The organism is Nocardia otitidiscaviarum (genome assembly GCF_007362295.1).
GTDB classification, from domain to species: domain Bacteria; phylum Actinomycetota; class Actinomycetes; order Mycobacteriales; family Mycobacteriaceae; genus Nocardia; species Nocardia otitidiscaviarum.
Genome location: NZ_CP041695.1, coordinates 5,944,201 through 5,969,841 on the forward strand (window position 1 = coordinate 5,944,201; position 25,641 = coordinate 5,969,841).

A 25,641-nucleotide genomic window follows, 5' to 3' on the forward strand; every position below is an offset into this window, starting at 1 on the left:
GCTATGCGCGATCCGGATCGGCCGGCGCGGTCATGTGCGCGATCCGGGCGCGTCGCGCGGCCGCGTTCGAGCCGTCCAGCTGTCCGGCGAAGGCGCGGTGAGCAGCGGCGATCAGGTCGTCGTCGATGCGCGGGTGGGCGCGTGCGATCGCCCACAGCGCACCCTCGGTCTCCATATCGAGACCGGTCGCCGAGCTGACACCGCCGCCCTCGCGGACCGAGGTCAGGGCGGCCTCGAAGTTTCGGCGCAGTTCGTCGTCGGTGGGTGGACCCAGTCGCACGGTGTCTCCTCTCGTTGCGGCCGCCCATCGGGACGGCACGACGTCGTGCCCACACTCGCTCGAGTGCCCGAACATTCGGCGACGGATCGGCGAAGTTCCGGTGAACCGGCCGCTCGGCTACCCGGTGAACATTCGGGAACGGCGGTCCGGATCCGCGAGTGCGTCCCGGATGAACAGGCCGAGATCGAGATCGCCACCGATCGAGCGATAGCCGATATCGACCAGTACCCGGTCACCGGCGGTGACGGTGAACCGTGCCGTGCGTTTCTCCGGCTGCTGCCACTGTGTCCGCACCGCCGAGTCGTCCAGATCTATGACGTGCTCACCCACGCGCAGCCACAACCGACCGTCGAATCGATAGAACACCGCCGGGATCTCACCCAGTTCGCCGTAGACGCCGCCGATCTCCCGGGCCTCCGCCACACCGGCCTGCAACCGGCCGTTCGCGGGATCGAAGCTCGCCGAGACACCGAATCCGGTGTGCGGACGCACCACGATCTCGCCGCCACCATTCCCGCGCGGCTCGGCTCGCCGATAGCGATTCCCACCCGGCGTGCCGCCTCGGCTCGGCCCGGTCGCCCCGGTCCCCGGTGCGGACATGGGCGGCATAGCCGGCGGCATCGGGTAACCGGACGCCGACGACGACGGCGGCGCGACGGTCGGGAATGTCGCCGGCTGGTCCGGTACTGGCGCTCCCGGACCCCATTCGCGTTCCGGCGCAGCGGCGTACGGAGACATCGGCGACTGCCAGGAGGGCGGCTGCCCACCCGGTGGCGCTCCCGGCGCTTGCGCCCACGGCGGTGATTGAGGCGCATGCGGCCCGCCCGGCACCGACGGACCCGACCGCTCGGGCGCGCCCTGCGACGCCCACGGCTCACCCACGGATCCGGGCCCCCACTGCCGGTCCCCCGCCCCGTACGGCGACGGCGCCGCGGACTGCGGCGTCCATGGCCCATCCACCATCGACCGCCCCGGTGGGCTGTCCGACGCCAGGGGTGTCCCGAGCGGAGCGGGCGGCGACTGCGGACGTCCCGGCGTGTCCGAAAGTCCCTGCGGCCCAACGCGTTCTGGCGCATCAGGGTGGGTGGGTGCCTCCGACGCGCCAGGAAGCGGCGGCAGCTCTGGCGGCACCGACAATCCGAGCGGCTCGGACACGCCGAGCGGCCGAGGCGACTGCGGCCGCGCATAGCGCTCCGGCGTGTCCGGGGACTCCGGCGCGTGCGGCAGACCTGGCTGTTCGGGCAGATCCGAAGACTGAGGACGTCCTGGCGGCTCGGGGAGATTCAGGGGCTCCGGCAATTCGCCACGCTCCGGTAAGTCAGGGCGTTCGAGTGCGTCCGGCAGACCAGGACGCCCCGGCAGGTCTGAACGCCCCGGAACCTCGGGGACATTCGGCAGTTCAGGGCGCTGCGGGAGGTCCGGAAGCCCGGGAGACCCTGGCAACTCGGGAGGTCGGGGCAGCTCCGGAACCTCAGGCAGCTCCGGAACTTCAGGCAACTCCGGAACCTCAGGCAACTCAGGCAACTCAGGAAGCTCGGGCGGCTCCGGCAACTCTGGAACCTCGGGCAACTCCGGAACCTCAGGAAGCTCGGGTGGCTCCGGCGGTTGCGGCAGCCCTGGGGGGTCCGGGGGTTCAGGAGATTCCGGCGCATCCGGAGGTTCCGGCGTGTCCGGAGGTTCGGGCGATGCCGGTGGTGCGGGTGCGTCTGGGGCTTCCGGTTGTCCCGGCTGTTCGGGGTGTGTTGGCTGCTCCGGCTGATTCGGTTGGTCCGGCCGGTCCGGGTGTAGCCATCGGCGGGGGTCGAAGGGGTCGATGCCTTCGAAATCGGGGAGTTCGACCTCGAATTCGTGTGGTGGATGCGGGATGTGGGAGCGGAAGCCTCGCCTCGGCGGCTGGTGGGATTCGGCCGGCGGTATGCGGTGGCCATCGTGTGGAGTGGACGGGCTGGACGGTGGGTCGGCAGGGGGATCCTGCGGGCCGTCCGGGGCCGGCGTACGGCCGGGCTCCTCATCGGTCTCGGGATCGACCGGACCCGTGGGGATCTCGTCCGGGTCCAGCGCTACTGTCGGCAGCTTATCCTGGTCCAGAGGTACTGTCGGCAGCTCATCCGGGTCGAGCGCCACCGTAGGCACCTCATCCGGGTCCTGCGGCACCGTAGGCACCTCATCCGAATCCAGCGGCACCGTCGGCACCTCATCCGAATCCAGCGGCACCGTCGGCAGGCCGTCCGGATCCACCCGGGTCGTCGCTACCTCTTCTTGATCGAGCTGAGCGGTCGGTAGGTCGTCGGGGCCGAACGGCCGTGTGGGGCCGTCGGGTTGCGGGGTGGGGGTGTCGGCCGCGTTGTCGGTGGCGGCGTCGGATTCGGTTGTCGCGGTGGCATGTTCTGGTGTGCGGGGTGGGAGGAAGGGGGCGGGTGGTGGGAGGGGCATGGGTTCGTAGGGGATGCCCGCGCGGTCGCCGGTGAGCGGGGGGCGGGCCGCGTCCCAATGGAATCCATCCAGCGCGGCGACGTGGGCATTGGCCTCGCGCCAGGTCGCGGTCGGATTCGCGCGCAGGTACGCGGATTCGGCGAGGGCGTCTTGCAGGAGCAGCAGATCCGGCGGCAGGGGCTTGCCCTGGATCAGGCGGTGCCACGCCTCGGCGACATCGGCGACCGCGTCCAGCGGGCTGCGCGTCAGCTGTCCGGTGACCGGATCCAACACGAGATGCCGGTCCCGCATGAGATGGTTCTTGATCTGCTCCATCTCGGCGCGGGTGAACGCGGGCGGCAGTGGGTCCACGCCCATCGCGGCATTGATCTTGTCGGAGAACAGCGTGGCGAGCCGGTCCGCGTCCGCATCGGGCCCCAGCGCTCTGGCCAGCTTCTCGACGAGGGTTCGCCGCACCGCCTCGCGATGCTCCGCGAGGCCGCGTGTGATCGCGTCCAGATCGGAGTCGTCGGCGCGGAACCGGGCGTACTGGGCGTCGGCCCACTCCTGCACCCGCGCCCACCTGCGCGCGGCGGACTCCTGCTGCTCGCGCACGCTCTCCGCCACACCCATATCGGTGTCACGACTGGTGAACTCGTTCATGGCGCGCAGCACGCCATCGACGACGCCGTCGGCTCGATGCCGAGGTGGGCGCGGTCGAGCGGCGCCGTCGGCGTGCTCCTCCGGCCGCCATTCGCGCACCATGGGCTGCACCTCGGCGGACCGATCCCGGAACCAGGGATGTCCCTTGAATCCCGGACGGATCCGGCCCGGATTATCCGGGTCCTTGAACCAGGTGAAGCCGCTCAGTTTCGCGACTTCCAGGATCACGCGCATGATGTTGGACACCGCGTCCGCGTACGGCAGCTCGTACATGGGCGTGCCGTCCGGCACCGCGGGACTGCCGCCGCCGGGGAAGTGCGGCAACAGATCCTGGTTGAATGCGTCGGATGGAGGCCCCGTCGCCGGATCGACGCCGAGCGCATCCACGACCGCGGCCTGTATCTGGTCCACGGCCCAGCTGCTGACGCCTTCCGGAAGGTCGCGGGGTTGGTACTTCTTGGGCACCTCGCCTTCCCGATTGCCCGTCCAGTCCGGACGGGTGGGATCGACTTCGTGCCAGTTCCCCTCGGCGTCCCGCCAGCGGGTGCTGTCGAAGCGGTCCAGGCCGTACCGACCGCCGGGCTGCGAGCCGGCTCCACCGGCGGTGAGATGGTCCACCTCGGGCGGCCGCAGCGCGTCGACGGTCAGATTGCCGTCGCGATCGGCCCGGACTCGCCGGTATTCGAGCCGGGTGTCCGGGTCGACGAGCGCTTGTGCCACCGCGGCACTGCGGCGCAGCGCGTCTTCGAGCGCCCGGTCGTGGTCGGCGCGGGAATGGCCGAATTCATCGCGTGGGCCGAAGACGATGATCCGGCGCGGATCCCCGTCCACGATCGCCACCCGCTCGGATTCCATTCGGGCGCCCTCGGATTCGGCGAGCGTCCGCCACTCCCCCGCGATCCGTGCCATATCGTCCTGGAGCCGCCCGATCCGGTTGTGCGCCAGATTCACCTCGTGCGCCACCTCACCGAGAGCCGCGATGGTCCGGTGCTCGTCGGGGAGGTCAGTGCGCAGCCGAGCCAGGGTGTCGGCGAGCCGGTCGGGGCCGAGCGCTGACTCGTCCACCGCGCCCGCGTCGTCGAGTACACCCAGGCGCCCGGCCAGTTCATCGCGCGCGAGCCGTCCGGGTTTGGTGGCCAGCAGTTCGTCGGCCCGCTGCTGCGCCAGCCGGGCGAGTTCGGCCGTGACCAGTTCGGACGGCGGTCGCACCCGCTCGACCCCGGCGCGCTCCAGCGCACTCATCCGCTGTTCGAGATCGACAATCCGCTCGCGTAGCCCCAGTACCCGTTCCGCGGCTTCGGTCAGCTTGGACAGGGTGTCCAGCCGGAAGGCGCGCTCTGCTGGTCCCGGTGACCGGGTGGTTCGCTGCGGCCCCTGGTCACCGAGGGCTCCGATGTCGACCGATTGGGATCCGGTCTCCTGGTGCAGCCGGAGCAGCGTGGCCTGGAGCGACTCTCCGGTACCGAGCGCCCGCTCCGGATTGCCGCCGCCCAGTTGGGCGAACCGGTAATCGCGCTTGGCGCGCTGGAACTCCAGTTCCTTCGTCAGTTTCTTGTGCTGTTCGAGCAACCGGTCGTAGTGCGCCACCGGATCCGGATCGGACTCCGGTATCGGATCCGGCGCACTCCGCGCCGGATCCGGTGCGGCGGACATCGGATTCGGCTCACGCCCCGGACCAGCATCGGTATCGCTGGCCGTATCCGTCTGGCGCGGTAGCGGTTCCGGCCAGTTACCCGGCGTCGGACGCGTATATCCGGGTTGTGCGAATCGCTGGGCGGCATCGACCAGAATGGAGTACAGCGCCCGCTCCGGCCCGGATGCGTAGCGGCCGTTGATCCCGTGGGCCGCGAATGCCTCGGCGTACGCCTCCTGCGGTACCAGGTTCTCCGGGAGTTTCGGATTCCCGTTGAAGCTGTAACCGCTGAGCTGGCTCAGCCACTGCACGAATCCCGCGTGGTCGTATGCCCCGGCTTCCTGGAGGTAGTACGCCTGCAAGCGCTCGATCGTGTAGTCCCGCTGCGTCCGCGGGTCCCAATGCTCGATATTGCCGGCATTGTCGAGCGCATGACCCAGTTCGTGCAGCAGGATCGACCGCACCGGATTCTCGGAGACCCCCGGCGGGAACCAGCCGACGGACTCGCGGTGCTCCACGAGTGCCCGCAGCGCCTGCGGGTCCGCGGCGTACGCACGATTCAGGATGATCGCGTCGGTGTACATCCGACCGTCGGACCCGATTCTCGGCTCCGCCCAGGCAATCCAGTTCTGGTCGGGTGGATCGCCGATTCCCAGGCGGCGCAGCCGGATCTCCGGGTAGGTGCGCAGTGTCTCGTCGACGGTCCGGGCCATTTCGCGGACGACCTCGGCGTCCACCTGCGGGTCGTCGACCCCGAAGACCGTCAGATCGTCGTAACGGTCCTGGAGGACCTGGGCCACCTCACGCGGTGCGAGCAGCGCCCATTCATCCCCGGCCAGGGAACCCAGCAGTCGCTTCAGCATGGTCAGGGCACGGTCGGCGAGCGTGGGCGCGCTCGACTCCTGCGGTCCGGTCGGCGTGTGCTCGGTCGACCCGAGATCCGGGATGCCCGCATCGAGGTCGATGTTCTCCGGGTCCACGCTGCCGTCGGACAGTGGCTGCGGATCCAGTGGAGTCCCGGAACCCTCGGGTGCCGCGTCCTCGGCGAGGAAGCGCACGGCCCGCACATCGTTGACGGTGCCCTGAATGACCACCTGCTGCAATTGCATTGCCAGGTCGTAGTCTTCGATCGGATTGAACCGCCAGGCGGCGCCCTCCGGCGGTGCACCCGTGCGCCATTCCATGACGAGACCGTCGCCGTTGGCGAACACCTCGGCCACCCCGCGATCGCGGGTCCATGAGGTGGAATCGCTGACATCCGACTTCGAGAGCACGTGTTCTTCCGCCGAAACGCTTTCGGTGCCACGCGGAATGGCGTCGCCGCGCAGCGCCGCCACATACGCCGGATTCAGGATCCCGCTCTCCAGTTTCCTGGGAATGCCGCGATAGAGCGGGGTGCGGCCCTCGCCGTCCGGCAGCGTGCCCTCGTGCAGGACCGCGCCATTCTCCGGACGGGTGAATCTGACTGTGGCACCCATGTTCTCGCCCAGCGGACCTTCCAGATCCTGCCCGCGGTCGATGGTGACATCGGTGAACCCGTACCGCTCCGCAAGCTGACCGGTGTGCGTGTACCAGGCCGATTCCTCAGGGGTGAAGCCCGCCTGGAGAGTCGCGTTGAAGGTCGCGAGGTTGTCGCCGAGCGGCCCGCCGCCGCCTTCGAACCAGTTGCCCTCGATGACCCGCACCCGATCCCCGAGCACGCGCCAGGCGTCGGCGAACATCTCCGACCCCGTCGGCGTACCGGGTCCGGCGCGCAGTTCGAGGGTGAGGGTGCCGTCGGCGTCGACCCTGGCGAGGACGCCGTGGCGGTGGTCGCCGCCGTAGCGGTTGACATACGTTCCGCCGTCCGCGGAGACGAAACCGCCCCCAGGGACCGGAATCATGTCGTCGGGGTGCCCCGGATCCGCGTGGTCGGCGAGTTCCGCGAGCCGGTCCAGCACGACATCGTGCCAGCCTTCCCGGCCATGGGCGGCGAAGTCTGGTCGCAGCGCCTCGATGCGACGGCGAATGGCCTCCACCTCGGCGGTCGTGAGGGCGTGATCGGTGACTTCCAGGGTGCCGTCGGGCAGGCGGACCTGGAAGTGCTGGGTGAAGGGGCTGAGCGCGTCGCCCGCGGTCGGGTGATTGCCGAAGTTCAGGTGGTGGCCGATGCCGGTCACGCGATTGCCGGGCGCGAGCACCCAATCGAAGTCGCCGCGGCTCGGGGTTCCGGTCAGCATATCGAGCAGCCCGAGCTCCCGGGCGCCGGGCGCGTCCAGGAACATCTCGTGGGCGTCGACGAACTTCTCCCCCGCCACCGATCCCGGCATCGGCTCCAGGTACACCACATTCGGGCGGTGCGGGTCGCGGAACACCTGCGGGGCGTCGGCCCCGACCGCGCGGCCGACGAGCGAGACCAAATGCTCGGCGTCGGCATGCCGGGAGTTGAGCATGGTGACGCGGTGCAGCACCGTGCCGTCGTCGAAGGTGAGCCGTTCAGTGCGGCGTGGCTCGGTCAGCGATCTGCCTTCGCCGAGTACCTCGACCGAGCTCGGCCTCGTCGCGAGGGCGGCCCGCGCCCGTTCCGCGAAGCTGCGAACGCCGTGCGCGACATCCCAGGCGCGGCCGTAACTCTCGGCGTAGGACTCACCGGCTGCCGTGGTCCGATGGTCCGCGAGCACCGGGCGCAGGGCCTCCAGCCCCGCCTGGTTGGCCAACCGATCGAGGGTGGCGTCCGGCGTGCCGGGCAGCGCCCGCGCGACATCGGCGCGCGTCCGGTCGAACGCGTCCCGGTACACCTGCTCCAGCGGGCTCACCGGCAGCTCGTGGCCCGCCTCGCGCAGTTGCATGGCCACCACGATCTCCAGCGCGTAGGCCCGGCTGTGCTGCGCGATCATCCGGCGGATGTAGTCCTCGCGCGTGGACTGCATGCGATGCCGGACGGCGACCGGATCGCGGTGCGCGAGGTCGGCGTGAATGGCGGCATGGGTCAGGGCGAGCAGATGCTCGGCATCGGTGGCACCGGGGTCGAGGACCAGCGTATTGCGGGCCGGGTAGTACTGTGCCGGAGCTCCCGTCCGGTGCGTGTAGGCGACGCCGTGGCGGTCCAGCGTCTCGTTGGCCCATTGCCCGGCCGGAGTCTCCGCGAGCACCGCGCGCAGACGCGTGATGCGTTCGGCCGTAGCCTGATCCGCCAGCTGGCCCGGTGTGATGTCGGGCTGGTCGACCCGTGGCTCCGGCCGCCCGTGCGGGTCCACCGGCACGGTATCGGTGGTTTCCACGCTGACCCGGCCGTTCCCGTCGATATGAATGGTGCGCGCCTCCGGCGCGACCGACGGTGAGATCTGTTGCGCCACCGCCGGGTCGCGCAGGGCCTCAGCCAGCACGCGCTGGTGTTCGCCGAGTGGTGCGGCGATGACGAGACGGTCCGGCGCGGCGATCGCGTGATCGCCCGGGTCGCCGGGGATGAGGGCGACGTGGTCACCGAGCAGCCGCCCGCGCTCCGGAATCTCGGCGGTGAGGACATCGCGGGCCGCGACGGCCGCGAGGTCGTCGAGGTGCCGCCGCTCATCGCGCAACGCCAGTTCCCGCTGGTCGGCGAGATCGGCCAGGGTGCGCAGATCGTGGTCCAGGCGGCGCAGGTCGGCGAGCCGGTCGGCGGGAGTTACGGGGTCGGTGAGCGCGCCCTCGAGGTGTCGGCGCAGCTGTTCGGCCTGCCGCCGAAGATCCGGTCGATCCGCTGTCGGGTCCGGCACGGGTGGGATATCCGGATCGGCGGCCAGCACGCGCTCGGCGGTCGTCGCCGCCCGCTCGGCCACCTCCCGCAGCTCGGTGGCGAGTTCCGCCGCACGCAGCCCGGCGGCCCGGCCGTCGAGCGCGGAACGGCGCATCCCGTCGGCGATGTCGGCGGTCGTCGGCAGGTGCGGCACGCCGGGACGGGTGCGCGACGCGGCGTTGACGTCGTCCCAGGCCCTGCCGTAGAGGTCGGTGTAGGTCGTGCCGTCGTCGGAGGCGAGGTCGGCGATCTCCGGCCGGATCGCGTCGGCGGCCAGTCGTCGCGCGAAATCGTCGACGGCCTCGGCGGTCACGGCCGTATCCGGGTCACGGCGCGCGAACGGAGCGAGCGACGCCTCGCGGACCGCACGCTCGTAGACGTCGCGGTAGGTCTGCTCGATCCGGGCGACGGTGTCGCTGCCCGTGATCTCGTACCCCAGTTCCCGCAGCTGCTGCGCCAATTCGACCATGCGGATACTGGCCTCGACCTCCTCGACGACCATGGCCCGCACGAATTCGTCCCGGCCCATGGCCCGGATCCGCTCGACCGCGCTGCGCCCCCCGGTGAGGTACTCGGCGTGCAGCGATTCGTGCGCGAGCCAGAGTGCCTGGCGCACATGGTCGACGCCGCTGGTGTAGGTGACGACGGACAGATCCCCCCGCCGCGTCTCGCCCGACCGGCCGTCGGTGTGCGCGTGGTCGAAGCGCTGCCGCAACGGACCCGCGTCGAGGTCAGCGAGTATCCGCTTGCCGATATCGGTCTGCGCCAACAGGCTTCGCACCGAATCGGCGGGATCGTCGAGCGAACGCAGGATGGGCGGCGAGGGCTCAGGGGCGACCGCGTCGCGCGATGTGGAGGAGTCGCCCCACGCCGGGGTGTCCACCTCGCTGGAGTTGGGGGTGCCGTCCTTGGCGGTGCGGTCGGCGGGGGTGCCGTCCGTAGTGGTGCCGTCGGTAGGGCTGCTGTCGGTGGGGCTGCCGTCGGTAGGGGTGCCGTCGGTAGGGGTGCCGTCGGTGAGATCACCGTCGGAAGGGATGCCGTCGGTGGTCCGCGTGGGCGCGTAGCCCTCGGGCTCCGCCTGATTCGCGTCCGATACCGGGCCGTGCGGTGGACCGTCCGGCGTACCGGGCGCGGTCGGCGTCCCGTCGGAGCCGTCATCGTCCGGACCGTTGCCGATCCGTCGGAGGATGTCGTCGAACGCTGCGTCGGTCCGGCGTTGGATATCGTCGAGCCGGTTCAGTGTCTGCCGCGACAGTTCGTGGAGACGCTCATCAGCCTCGCGGGCGATGGCCTGGAAGCGGTCCCCGGGTGTTGGCGGGTGCGGCTGCGCGGCAGCGGGTTCCGGTGGCGGCACGATGTCGTCGGCGGGATGCCGAAGTTCGCCGCGCGTCATCGTGATTCGGCCCTGGTCGTCGAAATCGATACGCAGTTCCCGCACGACCGCGCCCCGGTTCACCCGCTCGCTCAGCTCCGGATACCGTTGCCGCGCTTCGTCCCACACCCGTGCCGCATCGGTGTCGCCCCAGCCGACCACCAGGATGTGGGGTGGGTCGCCGTCGATGACGCCCACCCGGTCGGTGATCAGCTCCGCGCCCGCGGTGAGCAGGGTGTCGCGCTCCATGGCGGTGGCCATGGCCCGGTCCAGGATGTCCACCCGCTCGGCGGCGGCGTGGTATCGCTCGGCGGCGGCCTCCAGTGCGTCGATCCGCGCCAGGCGGCGGGGCATCTCGTCCACCCGCATGGTGGTGCCGCGCAGTTCTGCGACGGTGTCCGCCAGGCGATCCGGGGTCAGGTCGGCGTCGGTGACCGGCAGCCCGGCCTTGGCCGCGTCCAGGGCGTCCCGGGCCGTATCACGGGTCCGGACGGCGGCGGCGCTGTCGGCGGCGAGGATGTCCATGACCGCTCGGCGCTGCCTGGCCGCGTCGTCCAACGCGGCCGTTTCCCGCTGGAGTGCGGCATCGATGCGCGCGCCGGGGTCGGCGGGCGGTTCCTCGAGCCGTACCGGGCGAGCGGACTCGTCGGCCGGGGGCGGCTCGGGTGATCGGTCCGCCGGGGGCAGGTTCGCGTCGTCAGCGCCCGGAACCCGCTGCGCGGCACCGTCGGACGACGGACTGCCGGGTTGCCCCGGTGCGACGGGCCGCCGGAAACCGTCGGCCAGAGGCGCGTCCGCGCCGTCGGCGTCCCGAACCCGCTGCGCGGCACCGTCGGACGACGGACTGCCGGGCTGCCCCGGAGCGACGGACCGCCGGGAGCCGTCGGCTGGAGGCGCGTCCGCGCCGTCGGCGTCCGGAACCCGCTGGGCGGCACCGTCCGACGAGGGGGTGTCGGGTTGCCTCGGTGGTGCCGACAGCGGCGATTCGTCGGCGGGAGGATCGTCGCGACGCGGCGACCGGCCGTCGTCCGTGGGTGGTCCGAGCAGTTCGTTCGCGCGCGTGGCGGCCGACTCGAGGCGGGCGAGGTGCGCTTCGGCCAGGTGTAGGCGGCGAGTGGCGCCGTCGAGTCGGTCGAGTCTCTCCTGTCGCTGCGCCATCTCGTCGACGCGCGTGGTGCGGGTGCGGTGATGGTCCAGGGTCTCGTCCACCCGGCCCGGGGTGAGATCCGAGACGTCGATGGGCAGTCCGTCCAGGGCTGCATCGCGGTCGGCGCGGGCCTCGTCACGCTCCCTGGTCGCGGCGGCGAGTTCGCGGTCCAGGCGGATGCGCTGCCAGTCGGCATTGGGCCGGGCCCGGTCGAGTGCGGCGCTCAGGCGGTCGATATCGGACCGCGCGGTGTGCACAGCGCGCGCGGCCGACTCCAGATCATCGATACGGGCGAGGTGTGCCGCGTGCTCGGAAATCGGGAGCGTGCGGGCGCGCAGCGCGTCGAGTGTGTCGTCGAGGCGGTCGGGGCGCAGCTCCGAGGCGTCGACCGGATGCCGCGCCATCTCCTCATCGAGCCGCATTCGCGCGGCGTCGAAAGCCGCTGTGGCGGCGTCGAGTTCGTTGCGCACATCGGCGTAGCGCCGCACGTCCGGATGGTCGGGGCGGGCGAGCGCCGCCTCCAGCCGGGCGGCATCGGTCTCCGCACGGGCAAGGTCGGCCTCGGCGGCGTGCACCCGCCGTGCCGCGTCGCCGAGCGCGTCCACCCTGGCCAGATGGGCGGCGTGCTCCGATACCGGCAGCGTCCGGGAGCGCAGGCCCTCCAGGATTTCGTCGAGATGCTCCGGGCGCAGGTCGGTTTCCGCCACAGGGTGGCGTGCGACCTGTTCGGCGAGTGCGCGGCGGGCCTGCGCCAGTTCCTGGCGGGCGTTCTCGGCCCTGCCCGCCGCGGCCACGGCCGCGGCCTCGTCGAGCGCACGCTGATGCCGGTCGACGAGGGCGGCGAGGTCGGCCAGCCCGGCGGCGCGATCGCGGATCTCCGCCCGCAGCGTGGCCTGGAGTTCGGCCAGCTCCCGTGCGCTCAGGCCCTCGTGCTTCTCGATCTTGCCGTCGCGGTATTCCTCGTAGACCTCGGCGAGCCGGGCCGGATCGGCGTCGGTGATGTCGACGCCGATGATTCGCGCCCAGTCGCGATTCGCGCGCGGCACCGCGGATTCCGGATCGCGCGGCCGGTCGGCGGCGTCGCGCAGACCGTCGGTGAACGCGTGCGGAGCGCCGACGATGTCGCGCAGATGGGCGGGGGCGCCGGGATCGTGGATGCGCAGGTCCCCGTCGGCGGCCCGGGGATCCAGCGCGGGGTTGTTCCGCACATCGGTGTAGGGGTCGAGATCGAGCAGCGTTCGGGTGAACTCCGCGATGGCGGCCCGCACCTCGGTATCGCGTCCGGCCCGCTGTGCCAGGCGCATCGCGTCGGTGAGGGCGCCGACGTCGATGCCCTTCGTATCCCCGTGCGGTACCCAGATGAGCGCGTTCGGATTCCGCGTCTCGCCTCCGTCGCGGAAGTAAGGGTCGTCGCCGCGCAGGTGCTTTCCGGGAAGCAGGTCTTCGGGTACCACACCGAGACGACGGGCGAGCAGGTCGCGGGCCGCCCGCACCGCGTCGACGTCCAGGCTCTTACCCAGCTGTTTGGCGTAGTCGACGAGATCCTTGACGCGCTGGCGCTGCAAGGCCGACCGCTGGTCGGGATCGCCGAGCACGTCGGCGATCCGCTGCGGGGTCAGGTCGTCGTGCGGTATGCCGAGGCGGTTGGCCAATTGCTCACGGCGCCGGGTGATGTCGAAGAAGGTCTCGATATCGCTGGCGCTGCGGGCGTAGTCGGCCAGCCCTTCGATCTGTGCGGCGCGCAGCGCATTGCGCAGCCGGTGGTCCGCGATCGTCTCCGGGGTCAGGTCGCCGGGGTCGATGCCGAGTTCGCCGGCCAGGCCACGGATGGCGTCACGTAGCTCATCGACCGAACGCGGCTGATGCGGGTTCGACTGCGGTGCCTCGGAATCCAGCACCGGACGCCAATCTCCCGCGCCGTCGCGCAGCAGCGTGACACGCACGTCACGGCCGTCGACCGCTCCCTGATAGTGGCGGACCTGCGGGGTGTCGGCGGCGTCGAGGTGGAGACGGCCGGTTGCGTCCACCCATGCGTTTCGGTAGTCGGGGACGATATCGCCGCGGTTCACCGCCGCCGCGAGTGCCGGGTCGGCGGCGAGTGCGTCCGCGAGCAGGCGCGATCGGTCCCCGGCACCGTCGAAGACGACCAGTCGATCCGGGCCGCCGTCCGGATCCGCCACCCGCACCACGCCGTCGTGCACCTGCCGCCCCTGCCGTGCCCGGGTCCATTCGTCGATCAGATGGGCACGTTGATCGGGATCGGCATCCGAGCGCAGGTACGGTGCGGCCGCGCGCGCGAAATCCGCCAGCGCCGCGGCACGGTCGGCGGTGTCGCCGCGCAGCCGGGCGAGTTCCTCCGCCAGCCGGGCATTCGCCAGATCGTGCTGGATCCGCCGCATATCCGCCGGGTCGACGGCCGCCAGCAGCTCCCCGCGCTCCGCCGGGTCCACCCGACGCAGGGCGTCGGTGAGGGTATCCGCGGCCGATTCCGGGTCGATGCCGGACAGCTGCTCGAGGTTCGATCCGGCCAGCAGCCGGGCCCGCTGGTCGGCGGGCAGGGCCAGCAGCGCGCGGGCCGCCTCCTCCGGGCTCAGATCGACCAGATCCCGTACACCCAGGGCGTTCAGGTCCACGCCCAGCAGCTGCGCCCAGACGGACCGCTCGTCATTGATCTGATAGCGGCGCAATGCGTTCTCGTAGTGCTCGCGCAGACCGTCCTCGCGGTCCGGGCGGACGCCCTCGTGCGGATCGGCCCAGTGGCGGCCCGGCTCGCCGCCGTTGTTGACGCCCTCCCAGTCCAGCAGCGTCGGTTCCGTACCGCCCGCCCGCACCAGCTCCCGCAGGTACAGACCGAGCGGGTCATTGCTGTCGAAGCTGACCTCGCGGCTGAACGGCAGGCGAGCGTCCTCGGCGTTCCACCGCCGCGCCGCCTCGGCCAAGGCTTCGACAGCGGCTGCGCGGCGGGCGTTTCGGTACTGCTGTTCGGTGAGGTTCCGTTGCACCGCTGCCGGATTCGAATCCGTCAGCTCGATGTCGAGGCGCCGGGCGGCCGCGCGCAGCTCCGAGTCCGGAGACCTGAGCGTCGGATCGGAATCGGTTGTGTTAGAAGGCGATTCATCGCTGCGACGCGGATCTCCTTCACCCGCTTGGAGTTCCCGCGTATCCGGCGCGGGGAAGAAGGTGTCGTCCGGATCCATGAGCCCGGCGAGCTTCAGCTCCGCCTCCATCTCCGCCAGCAACTCCGGATCGGCCTCGTCGATCCAGTACCGGTACTCCTCGTCGTCGGCGACCATGGCGGGTACGACGTCTTCCGACTCGTCGCGAGTCCGAGCGGTCAAGCGGTCCAGGAAGAACGGCGCGCCCTCACGTTTCTTCCAGAGCGTGGCGACCTCTTTCCAGATGCGGGCGGGGTTGAAGCTCCCCGACGCGGCCGGGTCGGTGATACCGGCCAGATCCGAGATGGCCGTCTGGCCGCGACCGTCCTCGCCCGAGCCCGACGGGTACTTGGGATATGCGCCGTCGTAGCTGAGCGAAGCCGGCGAGAAGCCTTCGCGCAGCCGCTGCCGAAGCAGGCCGTCACGTTTGGCGATCCGCCATTCGGTCTTGGCCAGCTCCCACCGCTCGCGCAGCGTGAGCGTGCCCTCCGCCGCCTTGGCCAGCAGTTCGCGGTGGCGGACATCGACGGTATCGGGGCGTGGGGCGAGTTGACCGGATTCCGATGGGTCGCCGGCCGGAGGCACGACGCGCATCCGGCCGTCGTCGCCGGGTGCCAGCCCGACGGGCACCCGATCGCCGTCCACCTCGAGCACCATCCTGCGGGGGCCGTCGGGGGGAGTCGAGTCCGGTTCGGTCCGCAGCGCATCGGCCAGGGCGGCAAGGTCTTCGGCCTGCCGCAGCGTGGCCTCGCGCAGGTCGGCCAGGGTGCGGGTGACGCGGTCCGGGTGCAGCGCCGCGGGATCGAGCCCGAGCAGGTCGGCCCACCGATCCCGGGTGGTCTCGATCTGGCGGCGGTGCACCGCGTCGGTGGCGGTCTCGTGGCGGGCGACGCTGTCGGCCAGCGCCTCGATCACACCGGCGGTCAGCAGGTTGCGGTAGCGCAGATCGGCGAGTGTGCGCGCCGAGTCGGCGGATCGCAGTTCGGCGTCCGACAGTCCCAGGCGCTGGGCGAGCCGGTCCCGAAGTCCGGAGTCGGAATGCAGTCGTGGCGTCCGATCGGGTTGTGCGGCAGGGTTCTCCGGTCGCGGAGAACCATCCGCGGCTGTCAAGCGGGCCGGGCCCGCATCGGGAGCCGGGTACGAGAGATAGCCCAGTCCGAGTGAGCGCAGTTCCGCCAGCATCCGCTGCCGCGTTCCCTGGTCGGCCTCCCGCCAGTAGTCCTCGTCGCCGTACAGCTGATCGACGTCCAGCGGTCCGAAGTCGTCGGGATAGCGCATGGGCGCGGCGGCGGCGATGGATTCGTCGAGCAAACCACGGGCCCTTGCCCTTTCGGCCAGCTCCCACAGGGTTCCGAACGGGTCGCTGTTGCCGTCGAAGGCATCCCGCAGGCCGAGCGCTTCGGCCAGGCGGCGGATGTATTCGCGTTCGCCTTCGGACAGCGTGACCGGGTCGACGCCACCGGCCCGCACGTCGGGCTGATCGAGGAAGCGCCGGATGGCATCGAGCGGATCTTCGGCGTCCGGACCGGCGCGGCGTGCTCCGGCACCCGAATCGCCCTCTCCGCCGGGAGGATCGCCCGCACCGTCCGCGGTGCCGTTCGTCGGCGGTGGGCCGGGTGGCCGTTGCGAGCCGCCCCCGGTCCCCGGCTCCGGAGCCGTATCCCCCGAATCCGCGGCATCGTCGGTGCGCTGACGCGACTCGGCGAGTTCGTCCACCAACCGGTTCGTCGATTCGTCGGGCCGCGTACCGGGGTCGGCCGGTGGGCGTGAACCGTCGTCGGGGTCACGGGCGGGTGTGGGCGGTCCGGGCGGGTCCGCGGGTGGTAGCCGGGAGCCGCCATCGGCCTGCGGTCCGCTGCCCGCCGGGGGCGGCGGGGGTGCGGCGGTACCCGGTTCCTCACCCGGATCGTCGGGACGGCCGGGTAGCTGCCCACGCTCGGCCAGCCGGTGGAACTGTTCGGCCAGCTCGGCGAGCGTCCTGATCTGCTCGGCCCGGTCGCGCACCTCGCCGCGCATGCCGTCCAGAGCCGCCGCGAGATCGGCGGCACTGAGGCCCTCGTGCTTGTCGATCCGACCGTCCCGGTACGCCTCGTACACCCGGCGGAAGGTCGCGTCGTCGGCGCCGACCAGGTCCACGCCCACCAGGCGCGCCCAGTCGCCGCCCGGCTGCGGCCGGGTATCGGGATCACCGCTGGGCAATTCGCCGCCCTCGGGCAGCCGAGCCTGGGCATCGGCCACGGCGTCGGCGAGGGCACGGCCGAAATCGAGCGGATCGCCCGACGGGACGGCACCGGCGAGGATGTCGCGCAGCCCCGGCAGGGCGTCGATATCGTGCACCGGCGGTTCGGTGTCGGCGGAACGCGGGTCGGCCGCACGATCGCCCCGGGGCACCTCGGAATACGGGTCGACGTCGGTGAGCGCGGCGGCGAATTCGGCCAGCGCGTCCCGCGCGACCCAGGCACTCCCGTCGCGTACCAGTCCGGCGACGACCTTGCGCAGTTTCGCCGGATCGATGCCCGCGGTATCCGGAACCCGGATGAGCCGTCCCGCATCGTTATTCGTGTACTTGGTCGGATACAGCTCCGACGGCTCGATGCCGAGCTGCCGCGCCAGCCGGTCCCGTGCGGCATCGAGCGCCGTCGCGTCGAGTCCGCGCAGCCGCCGCGCGTAAGCGACGAGATCCTCGAACCGCTGGATACGTAGCGCCCGGCGCGGCGACGGGTCGGTGAGGCCCTCCGCGATCGCCCGGGGTGTCAGTTCCGCCTCCGACAGTCCCAGGCGCTGCGCCAGCGGGGCCCGCACCTCGGCGAGACCGTAGAAGGTCTGGATGTCGTTGGCGGTGCGAATGTAGTCGGCGAGCGCCTCGATCTGGCCCGCCCGCATCGCATTCAGCAGCTGCTGCGAGGCGATCGTCCGCGCCAACCGCTCCGGATGCACGCCGTCGGGGCCGATGCCGAGGTCGTCGAGGCCGACACCGAGTCGCCGTGCCAGCTCGCCCATCTCGCGCAGTGCCTCTTCGGGCGACCGCGGCGCGGTGCGATCCGATGCGCCGTCGGCCGTCGAACCGCCCTCGGGCGCCGCATCGAGCGTGTCGGATACCGGGTCGACGGTCTGGGGAACCGGCCGCCACTGCTGTCCGGTGTTGTCCCGCACCAGGGTCACGACCAATTCCCGGTCGTCCACCGGGCCGCGGAAGTGGTGGACCTCGGGAGTATCGACCGGGTCGAGGTGCGGCTGCCCGGACTCGTCGACACGCACCTGCCGGTAGTCCACCCGGATATCGCCGGTGTCGAGCGCGGCCGCCAGATCCGGCCGCGTGGCCAGCGTGTCGGCCAGCACCTCGTCCCGGCCGCGAGCACCGTCGATGACCACCAGCAAGTCCGGCCCGTCGTCGATCGGAATCCGGGCGATCTGGTCGCCGTACGGCTCGCCGACCTGCCGCTGATCGGCCTGCGCCAGCAGATCGGCCGCCGCGGTAGCGAAGTCGGCCAAGCCCTCCGCTCGCGCGATGTTCTCGCTCCGCAGCCGATCCAGGGTGCCGTCCAGCCGATCGGGGCCGAGGTCGGCGAGATCGATACCGAACATGGCTGCCCACGTGGACAATTCGTCCGTCAACTGACTGCGGCGCAGCGCGTGCTCGAAATAGATCGGGATACCGTCGTCGCGGCCGAGCTCCGGATTCTCGCCGACCCGGTTCCACTCCGGCAGCGGATCGGCCCCGTTGCCGACTTCCGCGCTGTCCAGCAACCCGGGATCAGAGCCCATCGCGACCATGATCTCGCGCAGGAACAACCCCATCGGATTGTCGTCGAAGAAGCTGCGCGGCACGGCACCGACCGGCACACTGCCACCGGGGCGGCCCTCGGCATCCGTTCCCGGCGTGCCGTCCGCGTCGTGCCAGCGATAGGGGCGGCTGTTCTCCTCGTTGAAACGCCGCGCGGCGTCGCCGAGTCCCTCGATGGCGGCGGCGGCGCGCAACGTCCGGTACTGCTGCTCGTCGAGCACCCGCCGAACGGTCGCCGGATCGTTGTCGGGCAGGTCGAACCCGAGGCGCCGCGCCATATCCGCGAGCGACTCGTCCTGTGGCGGGTTCGCGGGTTCCGCGACCGGCAGCGGATCGTTCGGCACCTCCGGAATCGGCTGCTCTTCGAGCCGGACCGACTCCTCGGCGGAGATCAGACCATGGTCGTAGAGGTCGTCGATGATCCGCTGACGCAGCTCCGGATCCGTGCTGGAATCCAGCAGATCCCGCAGCGCGGCGCGGTTCTCGTCCGCCGGGCGCAACTCCAGGCGCGTCAGGTCGGTGAGGATGCGGCGGCGGACCTCGGGATCGGAGGTGACGTCCAGCAGCGCTTCGAAATCGGCGCGGGCCTGCTCCGGGGAGATGATCCCGGCTTCATGAGTGACGCCGATCCCCTGGCGGGTGCGTTCCGGATCGGTATCGCTGATCCAGGGCCGGTACTCCGCGCCGTCGGGCGTGTGCAGCGGCATATGCTCGCCGGCTTGCGCCGCGATACGACCGGAGAGCCGATTCAGGAGGGGTATCTGCTCCCGCTGCTGCCAGAAGGTGACGGACTCCTTGAGAATCCGCGCGATATTGGGGAATCCGTCCCCGCCCGCGCTGGGCGGCTCCTGGAACACCGGGCCGGTGGGAGGCGGCGGCGGTGCGGGAGGTGGCGGGCCGAGCAGGTCCGGGGCGTCGACGACCGCGTCCCGCAGCGCCGTCTGGCCGCGGTGGTCCTCGCCGGAGCCGGAGGGGTACTTGGGGTACACGCCGCGGTGGCCGCGCACATGAGTGATGTCGCGGAAGCGCTCCCACATGCGGCGCAGCGCCGACTTGCGCTCCGGAGTGTCGGAATCGGCTCGGCGGGCGGGTGTTTCGCCGCCGTCCGGGGGCGCGACGCGCCAGCGGTCGGCACCGTCGGGGACGAGACGCAGGGGTACCTGCTCACCGTCGACGTCGATGGTCCGGGTGGTGTCGGCATCGCCCTGCGGTGGCAGGACCGCGTCGGGTTCCAGGACATGCGGGTCACCGGCCTCGTCGCCGGAGCGCGAGTTCTGGTGTGCGCCTTCATCGCCCGGATCGTCCGGGGTCGTCGGCGGTGCGGGCGGATCCGACGGCGGCCGGTTCGATCCACCGTCGGCCACCGCGAGTGGGGCGTCGCCGTCGGCCGCCTGCCACGCCGGGGTGAACATGTCCGACGCCGTGCGCGTGGACTGCTCACCGTCCTGTGCGCGTGGCGGCCGCGGCGCGTCGGCACCGGACCGCGGCGGAACGCCGACATCGGCACTCGAGGTGCGCACGGGCGCACCATGGTCGGCGGACGGCGACCGAGGCTGCTCCTCCTCGGCAGTGGGTGATCGGTCCGGCTCCTCGTCGGCAACGGACGATCGGTTCGGCTCCTCACCGACGGTCGGCGACCGGCTCTCCTCGTCAGCGGGAGGCGACCGGTCCGGGTCCACGTCGGTGGTGAGCGATCGGTCCGCATCCTCGTCAGAGGTCGGCGACCGGTTCGGGTCTTCGTCAGAGGTCGGCGACTGGTTCGAGTTTTCGTCAGGGGCTGGCGACCGGTTCGGGTCTTCGTCAGGGGCCGGCGACTGGTTCGGGTCTTCGTCAGGGGCCGGCGACTGGTCGGGTGTCTCGTCGGTGGTCCGCGACGGGGCATCGTCATCGTCGGCTGTCGGTGACGGCGGCCGTTCCTCGTCGGGGGCGGGTGTCCGGCCTCGCTGCGCTTCGGGCGGCTCCGATCGCGGGCGGGTGGAGGTGTCGTCCGCGTCGGGCGCGTCGGCGGAGAAGCGGTCGGTGAAGAAGCGGACGAAGCGGCCCCACCGGTCACGGTCCGGCCGCGCGTGCCGCTCGATCTCCCGCAGGCGGTCCATGGCCGAGTCGAACCATTCGCCACGATCGCGAGCGGTGAAGTCCGGTTCCAACGCCGCCAGGCGCGCCCGGAGCGACCGCACCTCGGACTTGGTGAACTCGTTGTCGCGCCAGACGATCTCGCCGTCGTCGCCGACTCGCAGCAGATAGTCGGCGAACGGGCTGATGGGATCACCGGCCTCGGGGCCCGGACCGAAGGCGTTGTGGTGGCCGATCCCACCGACCCCGTCGGGACCGATCACCCAGTGGGAATCCCGGTCCGGCATACCGGTCAGCGCATCCAGTAGGCCCAGCATCCGGCCCTGGGGGGAGTCGGTGGCTCCGAGCAGCCGCGCCGCGTCCGCCCCTTCGAACATCGTCGCCGCCACGTCACCCGGCATCACCTGCATGTAGACGGTGGTGGGGGAATCACCGTCCCCGTGCACCCGTGGCACGTTCGCGTCGATCGCGGTGCCCAGCATGGACGCCAGGACCTCGGCGTCGGCCTGCCTCGGATCGTCGAACACCTTCCGGACCAGGCGGGTGCCGTCTTCGAAGGTGACCAGTTCCACCCGGTGTGCCCGCTCGCCGTCCCCGAGCGGTTCGACACGCACTTCACCGGACTCGACGGCATCGTGCACCAGCGCGTCGAAGGTCTGCCGGGACAATGCCTCCCGTTCGATCGGCCCCAGCTTGTGCGTCGGATTGCCCTCGGCGTCGAACATGATCGCGTACGTGCCGGTGCGGTCGCCGACGCCCGCCGGCGGATTCTCGATCACCTCGCCCGTCGCGGCATCCCGGATCACGATCTCGCCGTCCTCGCAGGACAGCCGGTATACCCGCGTCACGGCGTCGTCGCCGTCGCCGTAGGTGTCGATCACGAGGGCGTGCATGGTGTCGCTCTCGCCCTGCCGCCGCCGCGCCGCCGCCTCGTCCCGCAGGCGCTGGCGCAGGGAACCGTGATCGTTGAACTGCCGGGCCGCCCCGTCCGCCGCGACCATGATCGCCGCGACCGGCATGCCGTCGCGCCACGACTCCGGATCCGGAACGCGGATCGCCGTACTACCGGTGTCCTCCCGGATGCCCGCCAGCGCCCGCACGGCATCATTGCCGCCCGCACTCCGATCCCCGTCCGGCGCGGCGCGATTCGCCGGGGCGGTGGCCGCTGTGTCGGCGCTCGCGTCGCCATCCGGATCGGCCGACCCGTCCGCATCCGGCCGCCGCGCACCCCCGCTACCTGCCGAGGACTCATCCTCGGCCCGCCCGCCCCGATCGGTGTCCTCCGCATCGTCGCGCCGTGCCGACACGGCGGATTCATCACGCCCACGGCCCGGTTCGCTGCTAGCCGGACCGGATTCGTCACTCGCAGGGGCCGCTTCGTCACGTGCAAGCGTGGGCTCGTCACGCGTAGGAACCGCCTCGTCACGCACAGGCGCAGACTCGCGTCTCGTTGGAACCGGTTGGTCACGCTCGGGAACGGAACCCTCACGCAAGGGAGAACCGTCCTCGCGCACGGGAGCCGTTTCGCCGCGCTCCTGAGCGGAGTCCTCGCGCACGGGAGCCACATCATCACGCACAGGAATCGCTTCATCACGCACCGGCGCGGACTCGTCACGTGCAGGGGCCGCCTCGTCACGCACCGGAGCCGCCTCATCGCGTGCAGGAGCCGCTTCATCACGCACCGGCGCGGAGTCCTCGCGCGCCGGAGCGTCTTCCTCGCGCACGCGGGCCGGTTCGCCGCGTCCCTGAGCGGAGTCCTCGCGCGCCGGAGCGTCTTCCTCGCGCACGCGGGCCGGTTCGCCGCGTCCCTGAGCGGAGTCCTCACGCGCCGGAGCGTCTTCGTCACGCACACGGGCCGATTCGCCACGATCCGGTGCGGATTCCTCGCGTGCAGGAATTGCTTCATCGCGTGCAGGCGCGGATTCCTCGCGTGTGGGTGCGCCTTCGTCGCGTAGGGAGGACGGTTCGGCGTGGGCGGTGTCTGTGTCCGGCGGTGCTTCCGATTGGGTCCGGAGTGTGGCGGTGACCGGGGTGCCGGGGTCGGCGGTGTGTGGGTCGGTGCGGGTCGGAGTGGCCTCGGAGCCTGTTGTAGCCGCTTGGATACCGGTGGCGGGGTCGGGCATCGCGCTGGAAGCATGTTGTGCGCCAGCGGCTCTGGGCTCGGGATGTGGGGCGGCGGTGGGTTCTCCGCCGGGCGGCTGGGCACCGTTCGGTGTGCCGGGGGCTGCCGCGGTGGCTGGCGAACCGGTGGGGTCGGTGGCGGGGGTGCGGGTTTGGTCGCCGCGTGCCGCGTCGGACTGCATCCACTGCGGGCGCGCGTCGGCGGCGGACGCCGGGCGGGCGGAGGCGGGCGAGGCGCCGCGGGCGTCGGCGGGGCCGGGTGACTGCGGTGCGGCGGTGGTCGGCGCTCCGGACGGTGCCGACACCGCGCCCTGGGGCGGCAGCGCGACAGGGGTGGAACCGTCTACGGAACCATCGGTGGGTATCACCGGCTTGGCACCGGAAGCCACTGTGCCGGAGCCTGTTTCGGCAGCGCTCCCGAGGTCGGCACCTGAGCCTGGCGCGCGCGGTGCCGCCTGTGCGGGCGCACCGGCTCCATCCGCCGAACCAGCACCATCCGCAGACCCGGTGCCATCCGCCGACCCTGTGCCATCCGCAGACCCTGTGCCATCCGCCGACCCGGTGCCGTCGGCGGCCCTGGAGTCGGCCGCCGTGGACGCATCCGCGCGGTCGTTCACCGCATCGCTATTCGTCCCCTCGCTCTTCCCGGCCCCGCCGCCGGCGTTGTCCTCGGACCGGGGGCCGCCGTCGGCCGCCGGTTGCAGCGAACCGTTCGCATCACCGGGCACGCCCGCACCGTGCGTCGAATCGCCGGTGCCCGAGCGATTTCCGCTGCCCTGCCCGGCGCCGTCGTTCCCACTGTGCGCATCGGTTCCCGTGGCGGTCGGGGTATCCGGGGCATCCGACGCTCGCGTATCGCCCGCCCCATCGGCGCGCCCGTCCACCGCACTGTCACCAGCACCGCGTCCGTCCGTCGCGGCGTCACCAGCACCACGCCCATCCGCCGCGGCGTCACCAGCACCACGCCCATCCGCCGCGGCGTCACCAGCACCACGCCCATCCGCCGCGGCGTCACCAGCACCACGCCCGTCCGCCGCAGCGTCACCGGCACCGTGCGGCTCACCCGTCCGCCCTGTCGTATCGGAGCCGTCACCGTTGGCACCCGCGCCGCGGGTGCCACCCGTATCGGCGTCTCCGGCGCGGCCGTTGGCGGAACCATCGTCCGCACCGCGCCCGCCGCCGTCGGTGGTGCTGCCCGTCCCGTCGCCGGCGGTGTTGCCAGCACCGTTTCCGGAACCATCGCCCGCGCTACCCGGTGGTGGCGCGGAGCCGTCGCCGACGAGTCCGCCCGGCAGCGTCCCCTCGGGTGAGACGCCGACCCGCGGCATATTGCCGAAATCCGGTGTGCCGTTGTAGATGTCGGGAAACCGATTGTGAAAGTGCTGGGTGGCCAGAGCTTTGTTGCCGCCGGAGAGCCCGCCGTTGATCGCCCCGGACAAGGCCCCGGTGTGCATGGCGTTCCAGTCGAGCTGCGTGTTCTTCAGGCCGTCGACGGCGGAATCCCAGCCCTCGTTCTTCCAGTCGACGATGAACTGGCCGCCGATGCCGCCGAAGTACCCCGCGTATCCGCCCGCCAGTCCGGCGGTGACGCCGGTCAGCGCACCGGTCGTGAAGTCGGACAGCTTGTCGCCGAACTTCAGCCGATCGGTCAGAACGTCACCGAGCCGGTCATTGAGTCCGCGGCCGACCAGATCGCCCAGCGGCCCGGCCACCGCACCACCGGCCGCCGAGCTCACGGTGCTGATGATGACCTGGTCCCAGTTCATTTCGCGACGGTTGTCCTGGGACAGCTGCCAGGCCTGGATCCCGACTTCCTGGCCCACGCCGATGGCCGTATCGATGGCCACGTGCCGCGCCAGGAACCGGAGCAGGCCGGGCAGGTTCGCGACCCGCCGCGCGACCGCGGCGACGATCCTGGCCACGATGGCCCGAATACCCATGCGTGTCACCGTGATCGCGGCGGCGGAGACGGCCGGGTAGGCCGGTGGGAATGCCCAGGCGGCGGCGAGTTCGATCGCCAGCAGAGCCAGCGAGCTGATCATCAGGATCTTGGCGTAGTCGATCTCGGTGCCGACGTCGTCGATGCCGAGCGCCAAGCCGTTGAACGCCTCGACGAGCTTCTCGACGGAGGTGTCGCCGGAGAGCAGGCTGTCGAAGTACGCCCGCATCTCGTCGACGCCCTCACCCGACGGGTAGGCGATGAACGTCTTGGTCTTGGCGTCCTCGATGTCGGGGATGATCTGTTCGAGGGCGGTCGCGGCGGCACGCCAATCGTCGGCCAGTGCCCACATGGCGTCCTCGTCGCCGTGCGGCCAGTCCGACCCCGCAACCCATTCCAGCCACTTGAGGTAGCCGGGAATATCACCCATCTGCGATTACTCCGAGATCACCAGCTGGTCTCGGTGGCCCCGGGGGTACTCGGACGATCGTTACCGCGGGATTCGTCGGCGGACAGCGGATCCACCTCGACGCGGCGCTGCCGGACATCCGGATCGGCCATGGAAACCGGTGGCGCCACGGGAATCTGCTCGCTGACGTCGGGCAGGCCCTCGATCAGATCCGAGAGCTTCGGCAACCGCGCCCGGCGATCGCGCAGGGGGCCCATAAGCTCCTGACCGCGTCGTGACACCTCGGTGAAAGCCTGCTGCGCCGCTTCGGTGACCGCGTCGGCGATCTCGCCATAGTCCAGGTCGTCGATATCCGCGCTGAACTTCGTCTTCACGATCGCACCGTCGGCGTTCACGGTGACGGTCACCCGCCCCTTCCGCGCGCTGGCGCTGGCGGTGAGCCGCGCTCGCTCCCGTTGCAGCCGGGCGATATCCGCGAACTGCCGCTGCACCTCGTCGAGCAGCGAATGCATCTCGGCGCGGGCGTTGTCATTCACCATGGGAGAGCAGGCCTTTCGTGGCTACCGGTACTGGTCGCCGTTGGCTTTGTCCTGCGCCTCCAAGTAATCGGCGGCCTTGGTCTGCCCCGCGGAGAAGGATTCGAAGGTGGTCGCCATATTCGCGAGGCTGGACAGGTAGTCGTCCCGCGTCGTCCGGTAGCCGTCCTGTCCGTTCGCGTCGTCGGCGAAATTGGTGCCGATCTCGTCGTCGCCCCACGGTTCACCGCGACCGTTGATCGCCGCCTTCAGCGTGGTCAGCACCGAGTCGAGCTTGGTCTGCACCGTGCCGGTAGCGGTCGCGGCATTACGCAGCTGCTCTGTGTACACCTCGAGTGGCTGTGTCATCGCATTCGCTCCTGG

At 71.3% G+C, this 25,641-nt stretch carries 4 protein-coding genes; all 4 read right to left on the minus strand.

The features are described 5' to 3' along the window. Window position 1 precedes the first annotated feature (1 nt). The 4 genes from FOH10_RS26750 to FOH10_RS26765 all read right to left on the minus strand — a co-directional run bounded on the left by FOH10_RS26750 (window position 2) and on the right by FOH10_RS26765 (window position 25,626). Window positions 2-280: a hypothetical protein gene (locus FOH10_RS26750; protein WP_029923667.1), complete on the minus strand. Its 279-nt coding sequence runs from the start codon at window positions 278-280 to the stop codon at window positions 2-4. A gap of 117 nt (window positions 281-397) precedes the next feature. Next, a complete protein-coding gene (locus FOH10_RS26755) occupies window positions 398-24,763 on the minus strand; it encodes a WXG100-like domain-containing protein (RefSeq protein WP_143982787.1) in 24,366 nt (8,121 codons plus the stop codon). Between the two features lie 17 nt (window positions 24,764-24,780). Continuing rightward, complete coding sequence (locus FOH10_RS26760) at window positions 24,781-25,281, minus strand: YbaB/EbfC family nucleoid-associated protein (protein WP_039809790.1); 501 nt, start codon at window positions 25,279-25,281, stop codon at window positions 24,781-24,783. Between the two features lie 21 nt (window positions 25,282-25,302). Next, window positions 25,303-25,626: a hypothetical protein gene (locus tag FOH10_RS26765; protein ID WP_039809788.1), complete on the minus strand. Its 324-nt coding sequence runs from the start codon at window positions 25,624-25,626 to the stop codon at window positions 25,303-25,305. Between the last annotated feature and the right edge of the window lie 15 nt (window positions 25,627-25,641).